Origin of the sequence: Hephaestia caeni, assembly GCF_003550065.1 — a bacterium.
Lineage (GTDB): Bacteria > Pseudomonadota > Alphaproteobacteria > Sphingomonadales > Sphingomonadaceae > Sphingomonas > Sphingomonas caeni_A.
The window spans coordinates 1185710-1202713 of record NZ_QXDC01000002.1 but is presented as its reverse complement, the minus strand read 5'-3'; the positions used below and the strand labels follow the sequence as shown (position 1 = coordinate 1202713).

Sequence of the window (17004 nt, the reverse complement as noted above, 5' to 3'; positions counted from 1 at the left end):
GGCTGCGCGACGATAGGATATTGGCGCGAAAGGGACAGCGATGACGCATGAGGTGAGCGAAGCGCGCGAGGCGGACCGCGAGGGCGTGGCGGCGATGCTCGCGCGCGCCTTCGCCGACGATCCGGCGATGCGCTTCATCTTCCCCGATCCGACGGTGCGTGCCCGGCGGATGCCGCGCCTGTTCAGTCTGCTCTACAAAGCCGACGGCCCTGTGGGGATGCGGCTGATGACCGCGGGCGGCGAGGCGGCGACCTTGTGGCGCGCGCCGGGCCATGCGCATACCGGCACGCTCGCCATGCTGCGCGAGGCGATCCCGATGCTCCACGCGCTCGGCGGTGCGATCGGCCGCGCGCTCAGCGTCGCGGGCGCGATCGAGGCGCACCAGCCCGAGGGCCGGTTCTGGTATCTCCATATCGCCGGCTGCGATCCCGTGCAGCAGGGGCACGGCTTCGGCGGCGCGGCGGTGCGCGCGGGCATCGAGCGGGCGCAAGGCGAGGGGGTTCCGGTCTATCTCGAGACCCCGCTTGAGAAGAATATCGGTTTTTACCAGGGGTTGGGGTTCGACCTTACCGGCGATTGGCAGGTGCCCGGTGGTGGGCCGCGCTTCTGGTCGATGCTGCGGGTTTGATCGTTCGGCGCCGACTTTCGAAGCGGACTCTAAGCGATCAGATCCCGATCCGCACCGGGTTCGCCGGCACGCCTGGAATCTCGACCGTGAACGCGAACAGCCCGCCCGCGAGCGGCTGGCGGGCAAGCTCGTCTTCGCTCAGCCCTTTGGCGGCGGTGGTTGCGTAAGCGGTTTTGAGATCGGGGCCGCCGAGCGCGATCTTGGTGACGTTGCTGACCGGAAAGTCGATGTGGTGGAGCAGCGTGCCGTCGGGCGCGTAGCAGCGCGCGCCCCAGCCGCCGAACAGACCGATCCAGATGTTGCCCGCCGAATCGCAGGTGGCGCCATCGGGATGGCCTGCGCCGTCCTCGATCTCGATCAGCAGTTCGCCGCGCGCCAGCGCGCCGTCCGCGCCGATCTCGTGGCGCCATATCTTCCGGTCGAGCGTATCCACCGGATAGAGAAAGCGGCCGTCGGGGCTCACGGCCGGCCCGTTGGTGATGCGGCATGTCGAGTCGGTCGGCACCGCATGCGGGCCGTCGGCAAGGCTGTAGACGCGGCCCGACGGCGCCTCTTCGTGATCGTCCATCGTCCCGAACCAGAGCCGGCCCTGTGGGTCGACGACCGAATCGTTGAGGCGGTTGTCGGGCTTGTCAGGTTCGGGGTCGAGCCAGGGCGTGAAGGTCGACGCGGCGGGGTCGAACCAGTGCAGCCCGCTCTTGAGCCCGGCGAGCCAGCGCCCGTCGGCGGTCGGCTGCACCCAGCCGACCTGATCGGGCGCCTGCCACCGGCCGCGGCTGCCGCTGGCGGGATCGAAGCGGTGGATGTGGTGCTGCTTGATGTCGACGAACCACAAGGCCGCGTCGTCCGGCACCCAGAGCGGCCCTTCGCCGAGCGTCGCGCCCAGGCTCCACACGCAATCGACGGTCATCCACTACTCTCCCTAGTCACCTGGAACTGACGTTCGCTGCCATCCAACACCGTCACCCTGAACTTGTTTCAGGGTCCATCGTGCCGCAATTGATGGCGCTGAATGCGGGCAAATGGATGCTGAAACAAGTTCGGCCTGACGGCCATGACACGACGAACATATTAAGCCTGGGCTGTCGGCGGCGCACCATAGCTTCGCCGTGGGAGAGCGCTACCCGCCAATTGACCATATCGGCAGGTGGATGGCGGGCGTGATCGCCAATGTGCCGTGTTGGCGCGTGCTTGGGGTGTTCGGAAAAATGGGCTCCCGGCACGCGGCCGGGAGCCCGCCCCCTTATCCCTGTTAGAATTTGAAGCCCACCGCGACGCCGTAACGGCGCGGTTCGATCGTGAAGGCGTTGGTGAACAGGCCCGATGACTGATCGGTGACGTACTGGCCGGTGATCGCGTTGTTCTTGGTCAAATTCTGCACGAAGGCGCGCGCATACCATGTGTCGTTCGCGCCGTTGAGTTGAAGCTGGGCATTGACGACCTCGTAACCCGGCAAGCGATCGATATCGTTGTTGAAGATGCCGGCATAGCTGTTGCCGGTATAGTTGAGGTCGGCACGCGGCACGAGCGTCATGCCGTTGGCGATATCGATCGTATATTGCGCGCCGATCGCGAATTTATACTCGGGCGCCTGTGGTAGCTGGTTGCCGCGGATGTTGACCGGCACGCCGCCGCCCATGACCTCGACCGGGACGCCGTTGGCTTCGGCAAAGTCGCCGAGGCTGCCGCACACGCTGTAGGCGCCGGTGGTGTTGGTGCCCGGAATCGGCGTCGGCCCGGCGAGGCCGAGCGCGGCGTTGAACGCGGTAACGAAGCCGTTCGAGGTCGCGGCCCCGCCGGCGAGCGGCACCACCGCGCAGTTGGATGCGTTGGTGATGTCCTTGATGATCACCGTGTCGTCGCGCCCGCCCGAGGGATCGCGCGGGTTCGCCAGGTATTTATCCTGCGAAACCTTGCTGTGCAGATAGCTGAAATTGGCGTTGACGACGAAATTGGGCACCGGGCTCATCACCGCCTCGGCCTCGAACCCGTAGATGTCGGCGCTGACATTGTCGTTGACGGCGGTGCGCGCGACGATGCGGGCGAGCTGGAGATTGTCGTACTTGTAGTAGAAGCCCGTCAGGTTGAGCTGGAGCGTGCCGTTGAGGAAGGTGTTCTTCGACCCGATCTCGAACGCGTCGACCTTCTCGGGCTCGAACGCGATCGGCACTGCAAATACCGGCGACAGCGGCGGGTTGATGCCCCCTGATTTATAGCCGCGCGAATAGGACATGTAGATCAGATTGTCGGGGGTGATCTTGTAATCGAGCACCGCGCGGCCGGTGAGCCGTTTGAACGCGACATCATGCTCGGCATACGGCTGAATGCCCGTGGCGCTGGCATCGTAATCGAGCCCTGCATAGTTGAGTGCGTCCTCGAGATCCGCGGCGCCATAGGGAAGCAGCGGGTTCTCGCCGTTCGAATCGACCAGATAGGTCGTGCGCGCCTTCAGATATTTGTCGTCATGATTGTAGCGCAGGCCGAGCGTCAGCTTGAGCTTGTCGTTGAAGTCGAAATAGGCCTCGCCGAAAATGCCGTATGATTTGAGCCGGAATGTGTCCTCGTCGTTGCGGTAGAAGGGCGTCCCGAAGAGGATGGGCGGCAGCGCCGCGGGAATCGCCCCGCCGGCGCGCGCCAGCGCGGGCAGGATGCCCGCCGCGTAATCGAGACCGAACGAGTTCACGTAATAGCTGTTGTCGCGGACCTTTTCGTCCAGATAGATGCCGCCCAACAGGAAATTGAACATCCCGTCGAACGAGCTGTCGATATGCGCCTCGGCCGACCATTGGCGATAATGCGCGTTCGACAGGTCGAAATCGAGGCTCTGGTTGTAGCAGCCGACGCTCGCGCCCGAATAGACGCCGCCGTCGTTCGGGCTCGCGGCCGATTGGCAGAAGGGGCCGCCGGGGCCGTTGGGCATCAGCGCGGCGACGATCGGTGCGAACGGGTTGGCCGCGCCACCCGGCAATGATGCCCCGTACAGGTTGGTCAGCCCCTGGTTGCCGACCAGCGAGCGCTGCACCGACTGGATATAATCGGTCGTCGATTCGACGCTGTTGGCCGCGTAGCCGCCAGTGACGTTGAGCGCGATATTGCCGAAATTCTGGTAGAATTTGGCCTGATATTGCTCTTCCTTGGCGAAATAGGTCGGGTTGTAGTCGATGTTGACGGTGCGCATCCCCTTGGGATTGACCGCGTCGGAGAACACGTCCGCGCCGTAGATGCTCTGGAGGCCGAACGCGGCGGCGGCGGGGCTGCCGGTCGCGATCGCCAGGAATTCGCTCGACGTCTGGATCGCCGCGAGCGTCGAATTGCCGTTGGCGACGTCGGTTCCCACGCGATCAGGCAGACAGCCGAGAATGCCGGTCGGGTCGCGGTGGCAGAGCTGCTTCTGGATGCGCGAGCGATCGTCCTTCTCGTGGAAATAATAAGCGATGAGATCGAGCCGCGTGTCGCTGGTCGGCTCCCACGACAGCGTGCCGCGCACCGAATAGAGGTCGCGCCCGTCGATCCGGCTATTGTCGTAGAGGTTCTTGGTATAGCCGTCGCGATTGAGATAGACGCCCGCCACGCGCACGCCCAGCGTGTCGCCAACCGGCAGGTTGATCATCCCCTTGACCTTCTTCGAGTCATAATTGCCGTATTCGAATTCGCCCGAGGCATGGAAACCCGAGAAGTCGGGCTTGGCGGTGATGAAGTTGATCACGCCCGAGGTCGCGTTGCGGCCGAACAGCGTGCCCTGCGGGCCGCGCAGCACCTCGACGCGCTCGAGATCGAAGAATTCGCTTTCGAACAGCCGCGTGGAGACGAGCGGCATGTCGTTGACGTGGATCGCGGTCGCCTGGTCGCACGCGGTGCCGGTGCACAGATCGCCGATGCCGCGAATCGTGAAGCTCGATCCGGTGAAGTTGGTCTTGGTGTAGCTGACGTTGGGTAGCGATTGCTGGAGCGACGATGAGTTGACGATCTGTTGGCGCTCGAGATTTTCGGCGGTGAAGGCCGAGACCGCGATCGGCACGTCCTGAAGGCGCTGCGATGTCCGCTGCGCGGTGACGACGATATCCTGGATACCGCTCGCATCTTGTTGCGCGCCCGTGTCGGCGGCCGTGTCTTGCGGGGCGGCAGGATCGGTCTGGGCGAGGGCCGGGCTCGCCGACAGGAGCGCAATTGCCGAGGCCGCGAGCAGGTCGAACTTCGTCATGGCAGTCATCCCCTCCTGCACCGACTGCCGTTCTTGAACGCCGGCTAGACGGTGTTCGTGATTCAGGTATGCAAATCTAGCGGTCTTGAAAACCGATCGTCAATCGCATTCCGCTAGGAAAACCGGGGGTTGAACGAGTGTTGCCGAAATGAGACAGTTTCAAAATCGAACTTACGTTGTGCAATTGGACGCATGACGTAGCGTCAATCACGAATCGGCCCTAAGGGAGAGCCCATGTCCTCGCTCCACGATAGCCCCGATGACGGCAAGGCCGTCGACGCTCCGCCCGCGATCCCTGTGCCCGACGACGTGACGGAGGCGGTGCGTACCCTCATCCGCTGGGCGGGCGATGACCCGGAGCGCGAAGGGTTGCTCGATACGCCGCGGCGCGTCGCGCGCGCGTGGAAGGAATATTGTGCCGGCTATGCCGATGATCCTGCGCATCACCTTGCGCGCGTGTTCGAGGAAGTCGGCGGCTATGACGAGATCGTGCTGCTGAAGGACATTCCCTTCCAGTCGCATTGCGAGCATCACATGGCGCCGATCCACGGCACCGCGCATATCGCCTATCTGCCGCGCAACCATGTCGTCGGCATCTCCAAGCTGGCGCGCGTGCTCCACGCCTATGCACGCCGGTTGCAGGTGCAGGAACGCCTCACCGCCGAGGTCGCGGATTGCATCTGGAACGCGCTTCATCCGGTCGGCGTCGCGGTGGTGATCCAGGCGACGCACGCTTGCATGACGGCCCGCGGCGTCCGCACCCCCGGCGTTGGGATGGTGACTAGTCGGATGATGGGGGCATTTCGAGACGATGAACGTAGTCGCCGCGAAGTGCTTGCTTTGATGGGCTTTTGATGGCGAAATCGCGCAATATTATCGTTACGGGCGGCGCGCGGCGGCTTGGCGCGGCGATCGTGCGGCGGCTGGTCGCGCGGGGGCATCGCGTCGTCATCCATCATCACCGATCGGGCGACAAGGCGCGGGCACTTGCGGCCGGGCTCGGCCACGATGCCGCCGTGCCGATCGCCGCCGATCTGGCGGACCACGATGGCCTCGGCGCCTTCGTCGCGGCCGCGCGTGCGGCGCTGGGAGGACCGATCGACGGCCTCGTCAATTCGGCGTCGGTGTTCCGGTTCGACGCGCCGCCGCTCGAATCGGGCGCGTTGTTCGAAGCGCTCGCGCGCGTCAACGTCACCGCGCCGGTGCTGCTCGCCTCGCTTCTTGCGGCGCAGGACGATCTCGAGGACGGCGCGATCGTCAATATCCTCGACCAGAAGCTGGCCAATCTCAACCCGGACTTCTTTTCCTATACGCTTACCAAGGCCGCGCTCGACGCCGCGACGACGATGCTTGCCCAGTCGCTGGCGCCGCGCGTGCGGGTCAACGCGGTGTCGCCCGGGCTGACGCTGCCGAGCCTCGACCAGACCGCGGCCGAATTCGCGACCGTCGCGCGCGAGAACCTGCTGCGCCGGCCGATCGACGCCGAGGCCATCGGCGATGCCGTCGCGTATCTGATCGAGGCGCCGAGCGTGACCGGGCAGAACCTGTTCGTCGACAATGGCCAGCGCTTTCTTCCGCGCACCGGCGACGTGATGTTCTCGGCGCGCGATGGCGGGGAACAGCGATGAGTGCGGTCTTCACCACGATCCTCGACGGTCTCGAAGTGACGATGCGACTCGGCATCCACGAGGGCGAGGTGACCACGCCGCAACGCGTGCGTCTGAGCGTGTGGATGGAGGTCGATTACGGCGCGCATCCCCCTGCCGACCGAATCGACGAAGCGCTCGATTATGATTTCGTGCGGCGCGGCATCCACGACTTCGCGGGCCGCCATTTCGCGCTTCAGGAGACGTTGTGCGAAGCGATCGCGGCGCTGTGCCTGCGCGATCCGCGCGTGCGATCGGTGCGGGTGCGATCGATGAAGCCCGACATCTACCCCGACGCCGCGATCGGTTGCGAGATCGTGCGGATGGCCGGCGAATGACGGCGCGGGAACCAGTCGCGCCGTTCAAACGTCGTTCACCGCGGCATTGCTAGCCCCGCCCGCCAAGCAAGGCCCGGCTTGAACGACGGCCGGTCGCCCACTAGAGCGTGCGACGCCCCGATGAGGAGAGATTCCGGTATGGTAAAGATTTCGAAGGCCGCCCTGGCCGCGGCACTGGTGATGACTGCCGGCGGTTTGGTCGCGACGGCCCCGGCGCTCGCCAAGGACAAGAAGGAGCAGCAGGGACCGCAGCTCAAGCTGAGTGATGCGGTGCGCAAAGCCGCCGTGGCGGCGCAAACGGCGCTCCAGGCCAAGGATTACGCCACCGCGCAGACCAACGTCGACGCCGTGCTGGCGGCCGCGACCAACGATGACGAACGCTATATCGGGCAGGCGCTCAAGCTCAGCCTCATCGCGGGGCAGAGTCAGGTTGAAGGCGCCGCCGACGCCGCGGCGAACGCGCGCCACGACGCAGCACTTGCCGCGCCGCTCGACGCCTTGATCACCAATCCGAGCACGCCGCCGGCTGAAATCGGCAATTATGCCTATATGCGCGGGTCGATTGCCTTCAATCAGCAGAAATATACCGATGCGCTGACCTATTATCAAAAGGCGCAGGCAGCGGGATTCACCAATCAGGATCTCCCGCTCCAGATGGTGAAGGCGAAGGTCGAGAGCGGTGACGTTGCGGGCGGTGCCGCGCAACTCGGCCAGCTCGTCGATCAGGAGAAGGCCGCGGGGCGGACCGCCCCCGAGAGCTGGTATCGCTATGCCATCGGCAAGCTCTACAAGACCAACGACAACGCGACCACGCTCCAGTGGGTGCAGCGCTGGCTGACCGCCTATCCGTCGTCGAAGAACTGGCGCGACGCGATCATCGTGTTCGGCTTCCAGGGCCCCACCGCGGCGCGCATGGGCAAGCCCGAGCGTGTCGACCTGTTCCGCCTGATGCGGGCGACCAAGTCGCTTGCGGACCAGAGCGACTATCTCGAATATGCCGCGCTGACGTTCGATCTCGGCTTGCCGAACGAGACCAAGACGGTGCTGGCGGAAGGCACGTCGGCCGGTAAGATCGCAAGCGGCAGCGCCGATGCGTCGGCACTCGCCAAGACTGCGCAGGACGTGATCTCGCGCGACGAATCGCTGACGTCGCTCACCACCAAGGCGAAGGCGCGGGCCGACGGCAAGCTCGCGGCGCAGACCGCCGACGCGTATCTGGGCGGGGGCGATTACCAGCAGGCAATCGACCTTTATCGGCTCGCGCTCGAGAAGGGCAGCGTCGATACCGACGGGGTGAACACGCACCTCGGCATCGCGCTGGCGCTGGCGGGCGACAAGGCCGGGGCGACGACTGCGTTCGACGCGGTGACGAGCGCGCCGCGCACCGAGATCGCGGCGTTGTGGAAAACGTGGCTCGCCACGGGCACCGGTGCCGCCACGGCAGCGGCCGCAGCGCCCGCAGCCGCGCCGGCCGCCGCCGCGCAATAACGAAACGGCCCCGTGTCGTCAGGCCGGCGACACGGGGATACCGGGTTTCAGCTTCGACGTGCGGATCGTCAGCGAGGTCTTGACGCTGGCGACGTTGGGCGCCGGCGTGAGGTGCGTCGTCAGGATTTCCTGGAATGCCTTGAGATCGGTGGCGACGATCTTGAGGATGAAGTCGATTTCGCCGTTGAGCATGTGACATTCGCGGATTTCTGGGATGTCCGCCATATGCTGTTCGAATTCGGTGAGATCACGCTCGGCCTGGCTCTTGAGGCTGACCATCGCGAACACGGTGATCGGATAACCCAGCGCGGGCGGATCGAGTTCGGCGTGATACCCCTTGATCGCGCCGGCTTCCTCGAGCGCGCGGACACGGCGCAGGCAGGGCGGTGCCGTCAATCCGACGCGTTCGGCGAGTTCGACATTGGTCATACGGCCGTCGTCCTGGAGCAGCCCGAGTATTTGCCGGTCGATCCGGTCGAAAGCCATTATGGCACGCTCCCCACTTTGAACCGACCTTTCTGATCGGCAATCTGCCTGGCAGCATAAGATAATTGCGGCCGAACGCAATTGTCCCACAATGCTACGGGGCGATTTTGAGAGGTTTCGATAGCGGGGCCGACGCGGTAGGAAGGGAAACGACGCGCCGCCCGCGCGTCGCCCGGGGATATTTTCGATTTGCGCTTCGACGACAGCCTCGACACGGTGCTTTCCGCCGACATGTCGACCCCGTCCGGGATCGAATCGGCGTGGCGGCAGCTCGTCGACCTGATCGGGCGCCGCCGCGTTCCGGCTAACGAGCAGACGCTGGGGCGGCTTGCGGCGATTCGCGAAGCGGTGCCGCTGCCGGTCCGCGTCGCCAGCGCGCGCGCGATCGCGCACGGCGAACCGCCCGCAGCACTGGTTCAATTCTTCGCGGTGGACGATGGTGCGGTGGTGGCGCCGCTGCTGCGTACCGCCCGGCTTGCCGACGAAGGCTGGATCGCGGTGCTGCCCGCGTTGTCGCCGATGGGGCGGTCGCTGCTTCGGCACCGGCGCGATCTAGGCGGCAGGGTCGGGCGGGCGCTGGAAAGTTTCGGCAGCGTCGATTTCGTGCTGCCCACGGCCGCCCCGGTTTCCGGAGACGATGTCGCCGAGCCGGAGACGCCGGCGCCGTTGGAGGTGCCGCCATCGTCGTCGCCTTCATCGTTCGTATCGCTGGGCGACGCGGCGCTGGCGCTGCCGGTCGTGGCCGAGGCGCTGCGCCAGCACGGCGAGGGTGAAAATGAGGATGAGGCGGCTCCGCCCGATGCCGAGCCTGACGGCGCCTTCCAGATCGCCGAGTTGGTGGCGCGGATCGACGCCTTTCAACGGCGGCGCGGGCAGGTGCGCGACTCCGGGGAAAGCACGGCTGACGCCGTCGCGACGGCGCCACTTGCCGCGTTCGATTTCGAAGCCGACGAGGGCGGCGTCGTGCGCTGGGTGTCAGGCATCGAGCGCGCACCGATCATCGGCCTGTCATTGCTCCACGGCGCCACCGCGGGCTCGCAGGTGGATGGCGTTGCGGCGGGTGCCTTTCGTCGGCGCGCGCCGTTCACCGATGCGCGGCTCGAGATCGAGGGCACGTCGCGGGCCGGCGGCGCGTGGCGGATTTCGGCGATACCGATCTTCGAGCCGTTGACGGGGCGATTCGCGGGCTATCGCGGCACGGCACGGCGGCCGCGCGCCGACGAAAGCGCGGCGCCGCGCACCGCGGGGATCGTGCCCGATTCGCTGCGCCAGCTCGTCCACGAACTGCGTACCCCCACCAGCGCGATCGCCGGTTTCGCCGAGATGATCGAAGCCGAGATACTCGGCCCCGTCGCCGATCCGTATCGCGAGCGCGCGGCCGCGATCCGGCGTCAGGCGCGCGACCTGCTCGTCGCGATCGAAGATCTCGACACCGCGGCGCGGATCGAAGGCCGGGCACTCGACCTCCGCCCCGCAACCGTCGCGCTGCGCCCGCTGCTCGACACGGTCGCGGCCGACCTCGCGCCGCTCGCCGAATTGCGCGGCACCGGGCTCGATATCGCGCCGGACATGCCCGATCTCGACGTGCTCGGCGACGCGCTCGCGCTCGAACGGCTGATCGGCCGCCTGCTCGCAGCGCTGGTCGCCGCCGGCGCGCGCGACGAGCGGATCGGTATCGAGGCGCGGCAGGACGACGGGCGGATCGTGATCGTGATCGATCGGCCGCGCGGCCTCGCGGGCTATTCGGGCGAGGCGCTGCTCGCGATCGACGCCGAACAGGAAGCCACGCTCGACGGCGCGCCGCTGCTCGGCACCGGCTTCTCGCTGCGCCTTGCGCGCAATCTCGCGGCCGAACTGGGCGGCAAGCTGACGATCGGTGCTGAACGCTTGACTTTGCGCTTGCCGACGGCTCGAATCGACGACGTGGGGCAGGTATCCGGCCATTGAACGACGGCGACGGCGCCGATTGCAATACGGGCTGGCGGGTGCCGCCGCCCGGCCCGGACGCGCGCGTCGCGTGGCCCGACGATTTCGGCACGCGCTTCACCGTGTTCGTCGACACCGAGGAGGAATTCGACTGGCGTGCGCCGCTCTCGCGTGATGCGCGCGACACCACCGCGATCGCAGCGCTTCCCGATGGGCACCGGCGCTTCGCCGAACGGGGCGTTCCGGTGGCGTACCTCGTCGATCACCCGATCGCCACCAGCGCCCGCGCCGTCGATATCCTTCGCAATATCCTGGAGGACGGCACCGCCGCCATCGGCACGCAGCTCCATCCGTGGGTGAACCCGCCGTTCGATGAGGCGCCGACGCGCGCCAACAGCTACCCCGGCAACCTGCCGCGGACGATCGAAGCGGCGAAGCTCGATGTGCTCACCGACGCGATCGTGGCGGCGTTCGGGGTGCGCCCGCGGCTTTATCGCGCGGGCCGCTACGGTATCGGCCCCGCGACGACGGCGCTGCTCGCCGAGCGCGGCTATCGGCTCGATAGTTCGATCCGGTCGCGCTACGATTATCGGCGCGACGGCGGCCCCGATTTCGGTGCGATCGGCAATCATGCCTTCTGGTGGGATGCGCGCCGCCGCGTGATCGAGCTGCCGCTCACCACGGTCTTCACCGGGCTGGGCAGAAGGAGCGGCGAGGGGCTGTACCGCAAGCTCGGGGCGATCCCGCGCGGACGCGGCGTGGCGGCGCGGCTGGGCGTGCTCGCGCGGGTGGCGCTGACCCCCGAGGACATGCCCGTCGCCGACGCGCTCGAGGCGATTCGCGTCGCGGTGGGGGAGGGCGTGCGCGTGCTCAACTTCGCCTTCCATTCGCCGTCGCTCGTGCCGGGGCATACCCCTTATGTGCGCGATGCGGCGGACCTTGCGGCGTTTCATGCCTGGTGGGATCGCGTGCTTGATCTGCTCGATCGGCTGGGCGTCGCGGCGATCAGCGCCGATGCCCTGATCGCGGCGGCAGAGGCGACCTCCGCGAGCGCGCTTGCCAGCGCGCCGCCGCCCGCTTAACGCCGGCGCTCGGTGGGGCCTGTAGCTCAATTGGTTAGAGCTGGCCGCTCATAACGGCTAGGTTGCGGGTTCGAGTCCTGCCGGGCCCACCACGCCTCTTCGCGATCGGCAGCGTGCCGTGAGCTTGCGATTGCGGGCGGCGTCGCTAGATGGAGGCGATCGGTGTTTGAGCGAGGTATGACGATGCGGGCCTTGACCGTTCTGGTCCTGATGGGGGCGTTGCTGGCGGCGGGCTGCAACACGATCGAGGGCGTCGGCAAGGACGTGTCCTCGGTGGGCAGCACGGTCGCCAAGACGGCGAGCGATGCCAAGAACTAGGATACCGCGAGTCCCATCGACCAAAGGTTGCGCGGCCGCGCAAGAGCGGGCAAAGCGCGGCCCGTCGGGGAGTGGCGCAGCCTGGTAGCGCATCTGCTTTGGGAGCAGAGGGTCGCAGGTTCGAATCCTGTCTCCCCGACCATCAATGTTTGCCGTCGCACGCCTCCGCGCGGGCGAGGAGAAAGGCTCTCTCCGCTGCGTTGCGGGTAAGCGTGGCGGCCGTCTCGAATTCCGAACGCGCTTCGGCCAGCCGGCCGACCCGAAACAGAAAGTCGCCCCGCGCTGCCGGTAGTGGCGCATACGCGCGCAGGGCGTCGGCGTCGGCGATCTCGTCGACCAGGCGCAAACCCGCTTCGGGGCCGAAGGCCATGCTATGCGCGATCGCCCGGTTGAGATCGACCACCGGCGAGGGCATCACCCCGCGGAGCCGATCGTAGAGGCCTGCGATGCGGGGCCAGTCGGTATCGGCCGCGCTGCGCGCACGCGCGTGGCAGGCTGCAAGCGCGGCTTGCAATGCATAGGGGCCGTTGCCTCCCTCGCTCAGCGCATCGGCGCGAGCGAGCGCTTCAAGGCCTCGGCGGATCAGCAGGCGGTCCCAGCGGGCGCGATTCTGCTCGGTCAGCGGTACGAAGACGCCGTTCGGGCCGATACGGGCCGGCAGGCGCGACGCCTGGATCTCCATCAGCGCCGCGAGGCCGAGCACCTCCGCGTCGTCGGGGATCAGCGCGGCCAGGATGCGGCCGAGCCGCAACGCCTCCTGGGCCAGTGCCGGGCGGACAAGATCGTCGCCCGCCGTGGCCGCATAGCCTTCGTTGAAAATGAGGTAGACAACCTCGAGCACCGAGGGCAGGCGCGCCTCCCGTTCGGCGCCCCGCGGCACCTCGAAGGTCAATCCGGCCCTGGCGATCGCCTTCTTCGCGCGGACGATGCGCTGTGCAATCGTCGTCTCGACGACCAGGAAGGCGCGGGCGATCTCATCGGTCGTCAGTCCGCCGACCACGCGCAGGGTGAGCGCCGCGCGAGCGTCGGATGACAATATCGGGTGGCACGCCGCGAAAATGAGGCCCAGCAGTTCGTCACCAAGGTCGTGGTCCACCGGCGCGTCGTCGTCCGCCTCTTCGAACGTGCTGTCCAGCGTCCGCGCGATTTCCTCGTGCTTGCGTGTCCGCATCTTGTCGCGGCGGATCGCATCGATGGCGCGGCGTTTGGCCGTGGTCATCAGCCAGGCGCCCGGATTGACCGGCACGCCACGAGTTGGCCATTCGGCCAGCGCGACGACCAGCGCATCCTGCGCCAGTTCCTCGGCACGGTCGATATCGCGCACCAACCGGGCCAGGCCCGCGATGAGCCTGGCCCGTTCGATGCGGAACGTCGCTTCGATCGCCTGATGCGTCTCGCCTGCGGTCACGCCGCCTTGTCGGCGAAGTTCGCGGGAGAGACAAGCCGACTTTACGGACCGATATCAGGCGACGCCGAGCTTCCCGCGCGTGCCGTCGCGCGGTGTCGCGAGTTCCTCAGGCGTCACGAAATCGGCGAGGTCGGCCGCTTCGTAGAACGGCCGGATCTCGATCTCGCTCGGACCCGACATGGGATTGGGGCAGCGCTTCGCCCAGGCCACGGCCTCGTCCATGTCCTTGACCTCCCAGATCGAGAAGCCGGCGACCAGTTCGCGGGCCTCGGCGAACGGCCCGTCGATGATCGTACGGCTAGCGCCATCGAAGGCGATGCGCTTGGCCTCGGCGCTGGGCTTGAGGCCGGCGGCAGCCACGAAAACGCCAGCCTCGACCAGTTCCTCGGTGAACCGGTCCATCGCCGCGAATGCCTCGATCGCTTCAGGCGTGGGGGGCACGCCCTTTTCGCTGTCCTCGGTGGCTTTCATCAATACCATCACGCGCATTTTCTGTCTCCTTTGTCAGAGCCGGCCCCATTGGCCTCTCATCAGGACGACGAACGAACGTGCCGGGAATCGACATCGTTTTAAAAATTTTTTCGCGCGGCCGAAGCGCACAGCAGAGCCGACGCCGGATTTCCTTCAGTGCCGCGCCTGAAATGCCGTCGTCTTATGCGTCAGAGCGCGGCGAGCACCTTTGATACCGCGTCCATCGTGAAGGGCTTGCTCAGCAGCGGGCGGTCGCGGTGCGCGTCGGTGATCGAATCGGCATCGCCGCCGCTGGCGAGCACGAAGGGAATCCCCGCTTCGGCGAGGGCGTCGGCGATGGGCCAGCATCGTTCGCCGCCGCGCAGGTTGACGTCGAGGATCGTGGCGTCGATCCCGCCTTCGGCGACCCGCGCCAGCGCCGCGGCGATCGTATCGACGACCGCCACGGCCTTGTAATCGAGCGCGTCGAGGAAATCCTCGAGCATCATCGCGATGAGCGGTTCGTCTTCGACGATAAGGATGCGGCGGCGGTCGGTCATCCGTGTTGCCTTAGCGGCGGGCCGGGGACCTCGCCAGACCTATCTCTCGGTCAGCGCGTCGCGCGCCGCCTCGGCAAGTTGCTGGACCGAAAAGGGTTTGGCAAGAAACGCGACGTTGTCGATGTCGATCGACCGGCGAAGCTGTTCCTCGGCATAGCCCGACATGAACAGGATCGGCAGATCGGGATAAAGCTTGCGCGCCTCGCGCACCATCGTCGGGCCGTCCATAAGCGGCATGACGACATCGGAGACGAGCAGATCGGGCCGTTCGCCTTCGGCCAGCCGCTCCAGCGCGGCCTCGCCGTTCTCGGCGGTGACGACGGTATAGCCCTGCCGCGTCAGCGCGCGTTCGGCCACCGCGCGCACCATGTCTTCGTCCTCGACGAGAAGCACCGTGCCCGAGCCCCACAGATCGCCCTTCGTCTCCTGTCTGGGGACAGCCGCGGCCGGGGTGCCGGCAGCATGGACGGGCAGGTAGATGGTGAACGTCGCGCCCTTGCCGGGCACCGAATCGGCGAAGATGTATCCACCCGATTGCTTGACGATGCCATAAACGGTCGAGAGCCCCAGCCCGGTGCCCTTGCCGGTTTCCTTGGTAGTGAAGAAGGGCTCGAAAATCTTGCCGAGATGTTCGAGCGGGATGCCCGCGCCGGTATCGCTCACCTTGAGCGCGGTATAATCGGCGATCGGCAGGACGTCGCTCGCCATCTTGCGGACTTCGGTGGCCCGCACCGCGAGCGTCTGGATGGTGAGGGCGCCGCCCCCGAGCGGGTTCTTGGCCAGCATCGCATCGCGTGCATTGACCGCAAGGTTGACGACGACCTGTTCGAGTTGGCCCGGATCGGCGCGCACCGGGCCGAGATTGCGGCCGTGGGTGACCGTTAGCGTCACGGTTTCGCCGAGCAGCCGCTTCAGCAGGTTCGAGACTTCCGAGATCACGTCGGGAAGCTGAAGCACCTGCGGCCGCAACGTCTGCTGACGCGAAAAGGCGAGCAACTGCCGCGTCAGGCTGGCCGCGCGGTTGGAATTGGCCTTGATCTGCTGGATGTCGTCATAATCGCTGTCGCCGGGGGTATGGCGCATCAGCATCAGATCGCAATGACCGATGATCGCCGTCAGGATATTGTTGAAATCGTGGGCGACCCCGCCTGCGAGCTGGCCGACGGCCTGCATCTTGGTCGCTTGCGCGACCTCACGCTTGAGCCGGTCTTCCTCGCTGTTGTCCTTGAGGCTGAGCAACACCGCCGCCTCGCCGAGCCCGCGCGCGCCCGCGATCGAGAGCACCACGGGCTCGTCGGGCTGGCCCTTGAGGCGCACCGCGAGATCGCTGGCGCGCGCGGCGCCGCCGGCGAAGCGGCGGATCGCGTCGGCGATCACGGTCTTGTCCTCGCGTACGACGAGATCGCCGGGATAAACGGGCGGCGCGGCAGGATCGACGCGTGCGGCGCGGACGAACGCGTCGTTCATCTGGAGGAAGCGGCCGTCACGATCGACCAGCGCAGTGCCGAAGGGCATCATCGCGACGAGGTTGCCGAGCGTCGCGGCGGCGGTCGCGCCGAGCGCGGGGGCGCTGCTTTCCTCCTCATCGATCAACGCGACCAGCATCGGTACGCCGTCTCCCTGGAGGAAGGGGATCTGGAGCACGCGCACCGGTGTGCCGTCCATGCCTTCGCGTTCGAAGCGGACGGCCCCTTGCGCATCGGTGATCAGGAAGCGCGCGAAATCGCGGCCGCCGACCGCGCCTTCCTCGTGCCCCAGCGCGCGCGCGCGAAACACGCGGTTGGCGGCCCGGATGCGGCCCTCCGCCGATACGAGCGCGACCATGATGCCCGAGCCGGCGAGGCGATCCCCGGTCGGACCGGCAATGAGCCCGGCAACGCTACCCGCGAGATCGAGCCCTTCGGCGCCGTGAAACCGCCAGATCAGCATGTCCTCGAGCGTGCCGGCGCGCGCGATCTCGGCCGCGAGCGGCGTGCCGTTGGAGACGAGGTGGGCAACCTTGCCTGATCCGTCGCGCCAGGCGGCGCGGCCGGCGGCGGCGAGCAGCGACACCTCGCTGTCGCCGACGGGCAGGCCGGGCGGTGTGGGCAGCCCGCCGAACAACGCCTCATACCGGTCGTTGGCGCAGACGAGGCGACCCGCGCGATCGGTGATCGCGACGGCATCGGCGCTGGCCTGTGCTAGTGCGCGTGCCAGCGACCAATCGACCGCAGCCTCGCCATCGGGAGCGGCCGCCGGAAGCAGGCGACGCACCGCGATCAGCAGCCCCCCCACGACGATCGCGGTGGCGAGGAAGGCAGTGGCGATGACGACGTTGCCCAGCATCCACAGGATCAGCAATGCCGCTGCGATGCCTGTAGCACCGGCGATCAGCGCCGCGCCGCGCGTCGGCGACAAGCGATCGATCGGGGGAAGGGGACGCGTGGTCATCGCGTCCTTCATGGCAGCGCGCTTGGGTCCGTCAAGCGGCGCG

Annotated in this window: 15 protein-coding genes and 2 tRNA genes; 10 read left to right on the top strand and 7 right to left on the bottom strand. The window is 67.0% G+C overall.

What is annotated here, in order from left to right; translation table 11 throughout:
* The first annotated feature begins 40 nt into the window (after window positions 1–40).
* Window positions 41–628 carry a GNAT family N-acetyltransferase gene (locus DFR49_RS05645; protein WP_245968255.1) on the top strand — a complete coding sequence of 196 codons (588 nt, stop codon included), beginning with the start codon at window positions 41–43 and terminating at the stop codon, window positions 626–628.
* Window positions 629–665: 37 nt separating this feature from the next.
* On the opposite strand, the gene DFR49_RS05640 is transcribed toward DFR49_RS05645, so the two are convergent.
* Together DFR49_RS05640 and DFR49_RS05635 are read right to left on the bottom strand one after the other, a co-directional pair.
* The gene (locus DFR49_RS05640) at window positions 666–1538 is read right to left on the bottom strand and encodes an SMP-30/gluconolactonase/LRE family protein (RefSeq protein ID WP_119034691.1); all 873 of its coding nucleotides are present in this window, start codon (window positions 1536–1538) and stop codon (window positions 666–668) included.
* A gap of 342 nt (window positions 1539–1880) precedes the next feature.
* A complete protein-coding gene (locus tag DFR49_RS05635; protein ID WP_119034690.1) occupies window positions 1881–4829 on the bottom strand; it encodes a TonB-dependent receptor in 2949 nt (982 codons plus the stop codon).
* A 234-nt stretch (window positions 4830–5063) separates the two neighbouring features.
* Between DFR49_RS05635 and folE the strand changes: the two genes are divergently transcribed.
* From folE to DFR49_RS05615, 4 genes are all read left to right on the top strand, one after another.
* Window positions 5064–5684 carry a GTP cyclohydrolase I FolE gene (folE, locus tag DFR49_RS05630; RefSeq protein ID WP_119034689.1) on the top strand — a complete coding sequence of 207 codons (621 nt, stop codon included), beginning with the start codon at window positions 5064–5066 and terminating at the stop codon, window positions 5682–5684.
* The gene (locus DFR49_RS05625; protein WP_119034688.1) at window positions 5684–6457 is read left to right on the top strand and encodes an SDR family oxidoreductase; all 774 of its coding nucleotides are present in this window, start codon (window positions 5684–5686) and stop codon (window positions 6455–6457) included. The genes folE and DFR49_RS05625 overlap by 1 nt, the downstream gene beginning before the upstream one ends.
* On the top strand, window positions 6454–6813 hold the full coding sequence (locus tag DFR49_RS05620; RefSeq protein ID WP_119034687.1) for a dihydroneopterin aldolase: 360 nt from the start codon (window positions 6454–6456) through the stop codon (window positions 6811–6813). The genes DFR49_RS05625 and DFR49_RS05620 overlap by 4 nt, the downstream gene beginning before the upstream one ends.
* A 138-nt stretch (window positions 6814–6951) precedes the next feature.
* Entirely contained in the window at window positions 6952–8301 is a 1350-nt protein-coding gene (locus DFR49_RS05615) for a hypothetical protein (protein WP_211325802.1), read from the top strand.
* Between the two features lie 18 nt (window positions 8302–8319).
* Here the strand turns inward: DFR49_RS05615 and DFR49_RS05610 are convergent, their stop codons facing one another.
* The gene (locus DFR49_RS05610; protein ID WP_119034686.1) at window positions 8320–8787 is read right to left on the bottom strand and encodes an Lrp/AsnC family transcriptional regulator; all 468 of its coding nucleotides are present in this window, start codon (window positions 8785–8787) and stop codon (window positions 8320–8322) included.
* 189 nt (window positions 8788–8976) lie between these two features.
* Here DFR49_RS05610 and DFR49_RS05605 point away from each other — a divergent pair, with 189 nt between their 5' ends.
* The 5 genes from DFR49_RS05605 to DFR49_RS05585 all read left to right on the top strand — a co-directional run bounded on the left by DFR49_RS05605 (window position 8977) and on the right by DFR49_RS05585 (window position 12255).
* A complete protein-coding gene (locus DFR49_RS05605) occupies window positions 8977–10734 on the top strand; it encodes a sensor histidine kinase (RefSeq protein WP_245968254.1) in 1758 nt (585 codons plus the stop codon).
* On the top strand, window positions 10731–11795 hold the full coding sequence (locus DFR49_RS05600) for a polysaccharide deacetylase family protein (RefSeq protein ID WP_425454912.1): 1065 nt from the start codon (window positions 10731–10733) through the stop codon (window positions 11793–11795). The genes DFR49_RS05605 and DFR49_RS05600 overlap by 4 nt, the downstream gene beginning before the upstream one ends.
* 15 nt (window positions 11796–11810) lie before the next feature.
* Window positions 11811–11887, top strand: a tRNA-Ile gene (locus DFR49_RS05595).
* 91 nt (window positions 11888–11978) lie between these two features.
* The gene (locus DFR49_RS05590; protein ID WP_211325801.1) at window positions 11979–12113 is read left to right on the top strand and encodes an entericidin A/B family lipoprotein; all 135 of its coding nucleotides are present in this window, start codon (window positions 11979–11981) and stop codon (window positions 12111–12113) included.
* Window positions 12114–12178: 65 nt separating this feature from the next.
* A tRNA-Pro gene (locus tag DFR49_RS05585) sits at window positions 12179–12255 on the top strand.
* Here the strand turns inward: DFR49_RS05585 and DFR49_RS05580 are convergent.
* The 4 genes from DFR49_RS05580 to DFR49_RS05565 form a co-directional block, all read right to left on the bottom strand.
* Window positions 12256–13521, bottom strand: a complete 1266-nt coding sequence (locus DFR49_RS05580; protein ID WP_119034684.1) for an RNA polymerase sigma factor — start codon at window positions 13519–13521, stop codon at window positions 12256–12258.
* Window positions 13522–13575: 54 nt separating this feature from the next.
* Entirely contained in the window at window positions 13576–14010 is a 435-nt protein-coding gene (locus tag DFR49_RS05575) for a YciI family protein (RefSeq protein WP_119034683.1), read from the bottom strand.
* Between the two features lie 170 nt (window positions 14011–14180).
* Complete coding sequence (locus tag DFR49_RS05570; protein ID WP_119034682.1) at window positions 14181–14531, bottom strand: response regulator; 351 nt, start codon at window positions 14529–14531, stop codon at window positions 14181–14183.
* 39 nt (window positions 14532–14570) lie between these two features.
* A complete protein-coding gene (locus DFR49_RS05565) occupies window positions 14571–16961 on the bottom strand; it encodes a hybrid sensor histidine kinase/response regulator (protein ID WP_119035280.1) in 2391 nt (796 codons plus the stop codon).
* Window positions 16962–17004: the final 43 nt, after the last annotated feature.

What these genes read in the sequence shown, in the direction of transcription:
- DFR49_RS05645 (WP_245968255.1), top strand. Translation starts at nt 41, where the DNA reads ATGACGCATGAGGTGAGCGAAGCGCGCGAGGCGGACCGCGAGGGCGTG.
- DFR49_RS05640 (WP_119034691.1), bottom strand. Translation starts at nt 1,538, where the DNA reads ATGACCGTCGATTGCGTGTGGAGCCTGGGCGCGACGCTCGGCGAAGGG.
- DFR49_RS05635 (WP_119034690.1), bottom strand. Translation starts at nt 4,829, where the DNA reads ATGACGAAGTTCGACCTGCTCGCGGCCTCGGCAATTGCGCTCCTGTCG.
- folE (WP_119034689.1), top strand. Translation starts at nt 5,064, where the DNA reads ATGTCCTCGCTCCACGATAGCCCCGATGACGGCAAGGCCGTCGACGCT.
- DFR49_RS05625 (WP_119034688.1), top strand. Translation starts at nt 5,684, where the DNA reads ATGGCGAAATCGCGCAATATTATCGTTACGGGCGGCGCGCGGCGGCTT.
- DFR49_RS05620 (WP_119034687.1), top strand. Translation starts at nt 6,454, where the DNA reads ATGAGTGCGGTCTTCACCACGATCCTCGACGGTCTCGAAGTGACGATG.
- DFR49_RS05615 (WP_211325802.1), top strand. Translation starts at nt 6,952, where the DNA reads ATGGTAAAGATTTCGAAGGCCGCCCTGGCCGCGGCACTGGTGATGACT.
- DFR49_RS05610 (WP_119034686.1), bottom strand. Translation starts at nt 8,787, where the DNA reads ATGGCTTTCGACCGGATCGACCGGCAAATACTCGGGCTGCTCCAGGAC.
- DFR49_RS05590 (WP_211325801.1), top strand. Translation starts at nt 11,979, where the DNA reads ATGCGGGCCTTGACCGTTCTGGTCCTGATGGGGGCGTTGCTGGCGGCG.
- DFR49_RS05575 (WP_119034683.1), bottom strand. Translation starts at nt 14,010, where the DNA reads ATGCGCGTGATGGTATTGATGAAAGCCACCGAGGACAGCGAAAAGGGC.
- DFR49_RS05570 (WP_119034682.1), bottom strand. Translation starts at nt 14,531, where the DNA reads ATGACCGACCGCCGCCGCATCCTTATCGTCGAAGACGAACCGCTCATC.
- DFR49_RS05565 (WP_119035280.1), bottom strand. Translation starts at nt 16,961, where the DNA reads ATGACCACGCGTCCCCTTCCCCCGATCGATCGCTTGTCGCCGACGCGC.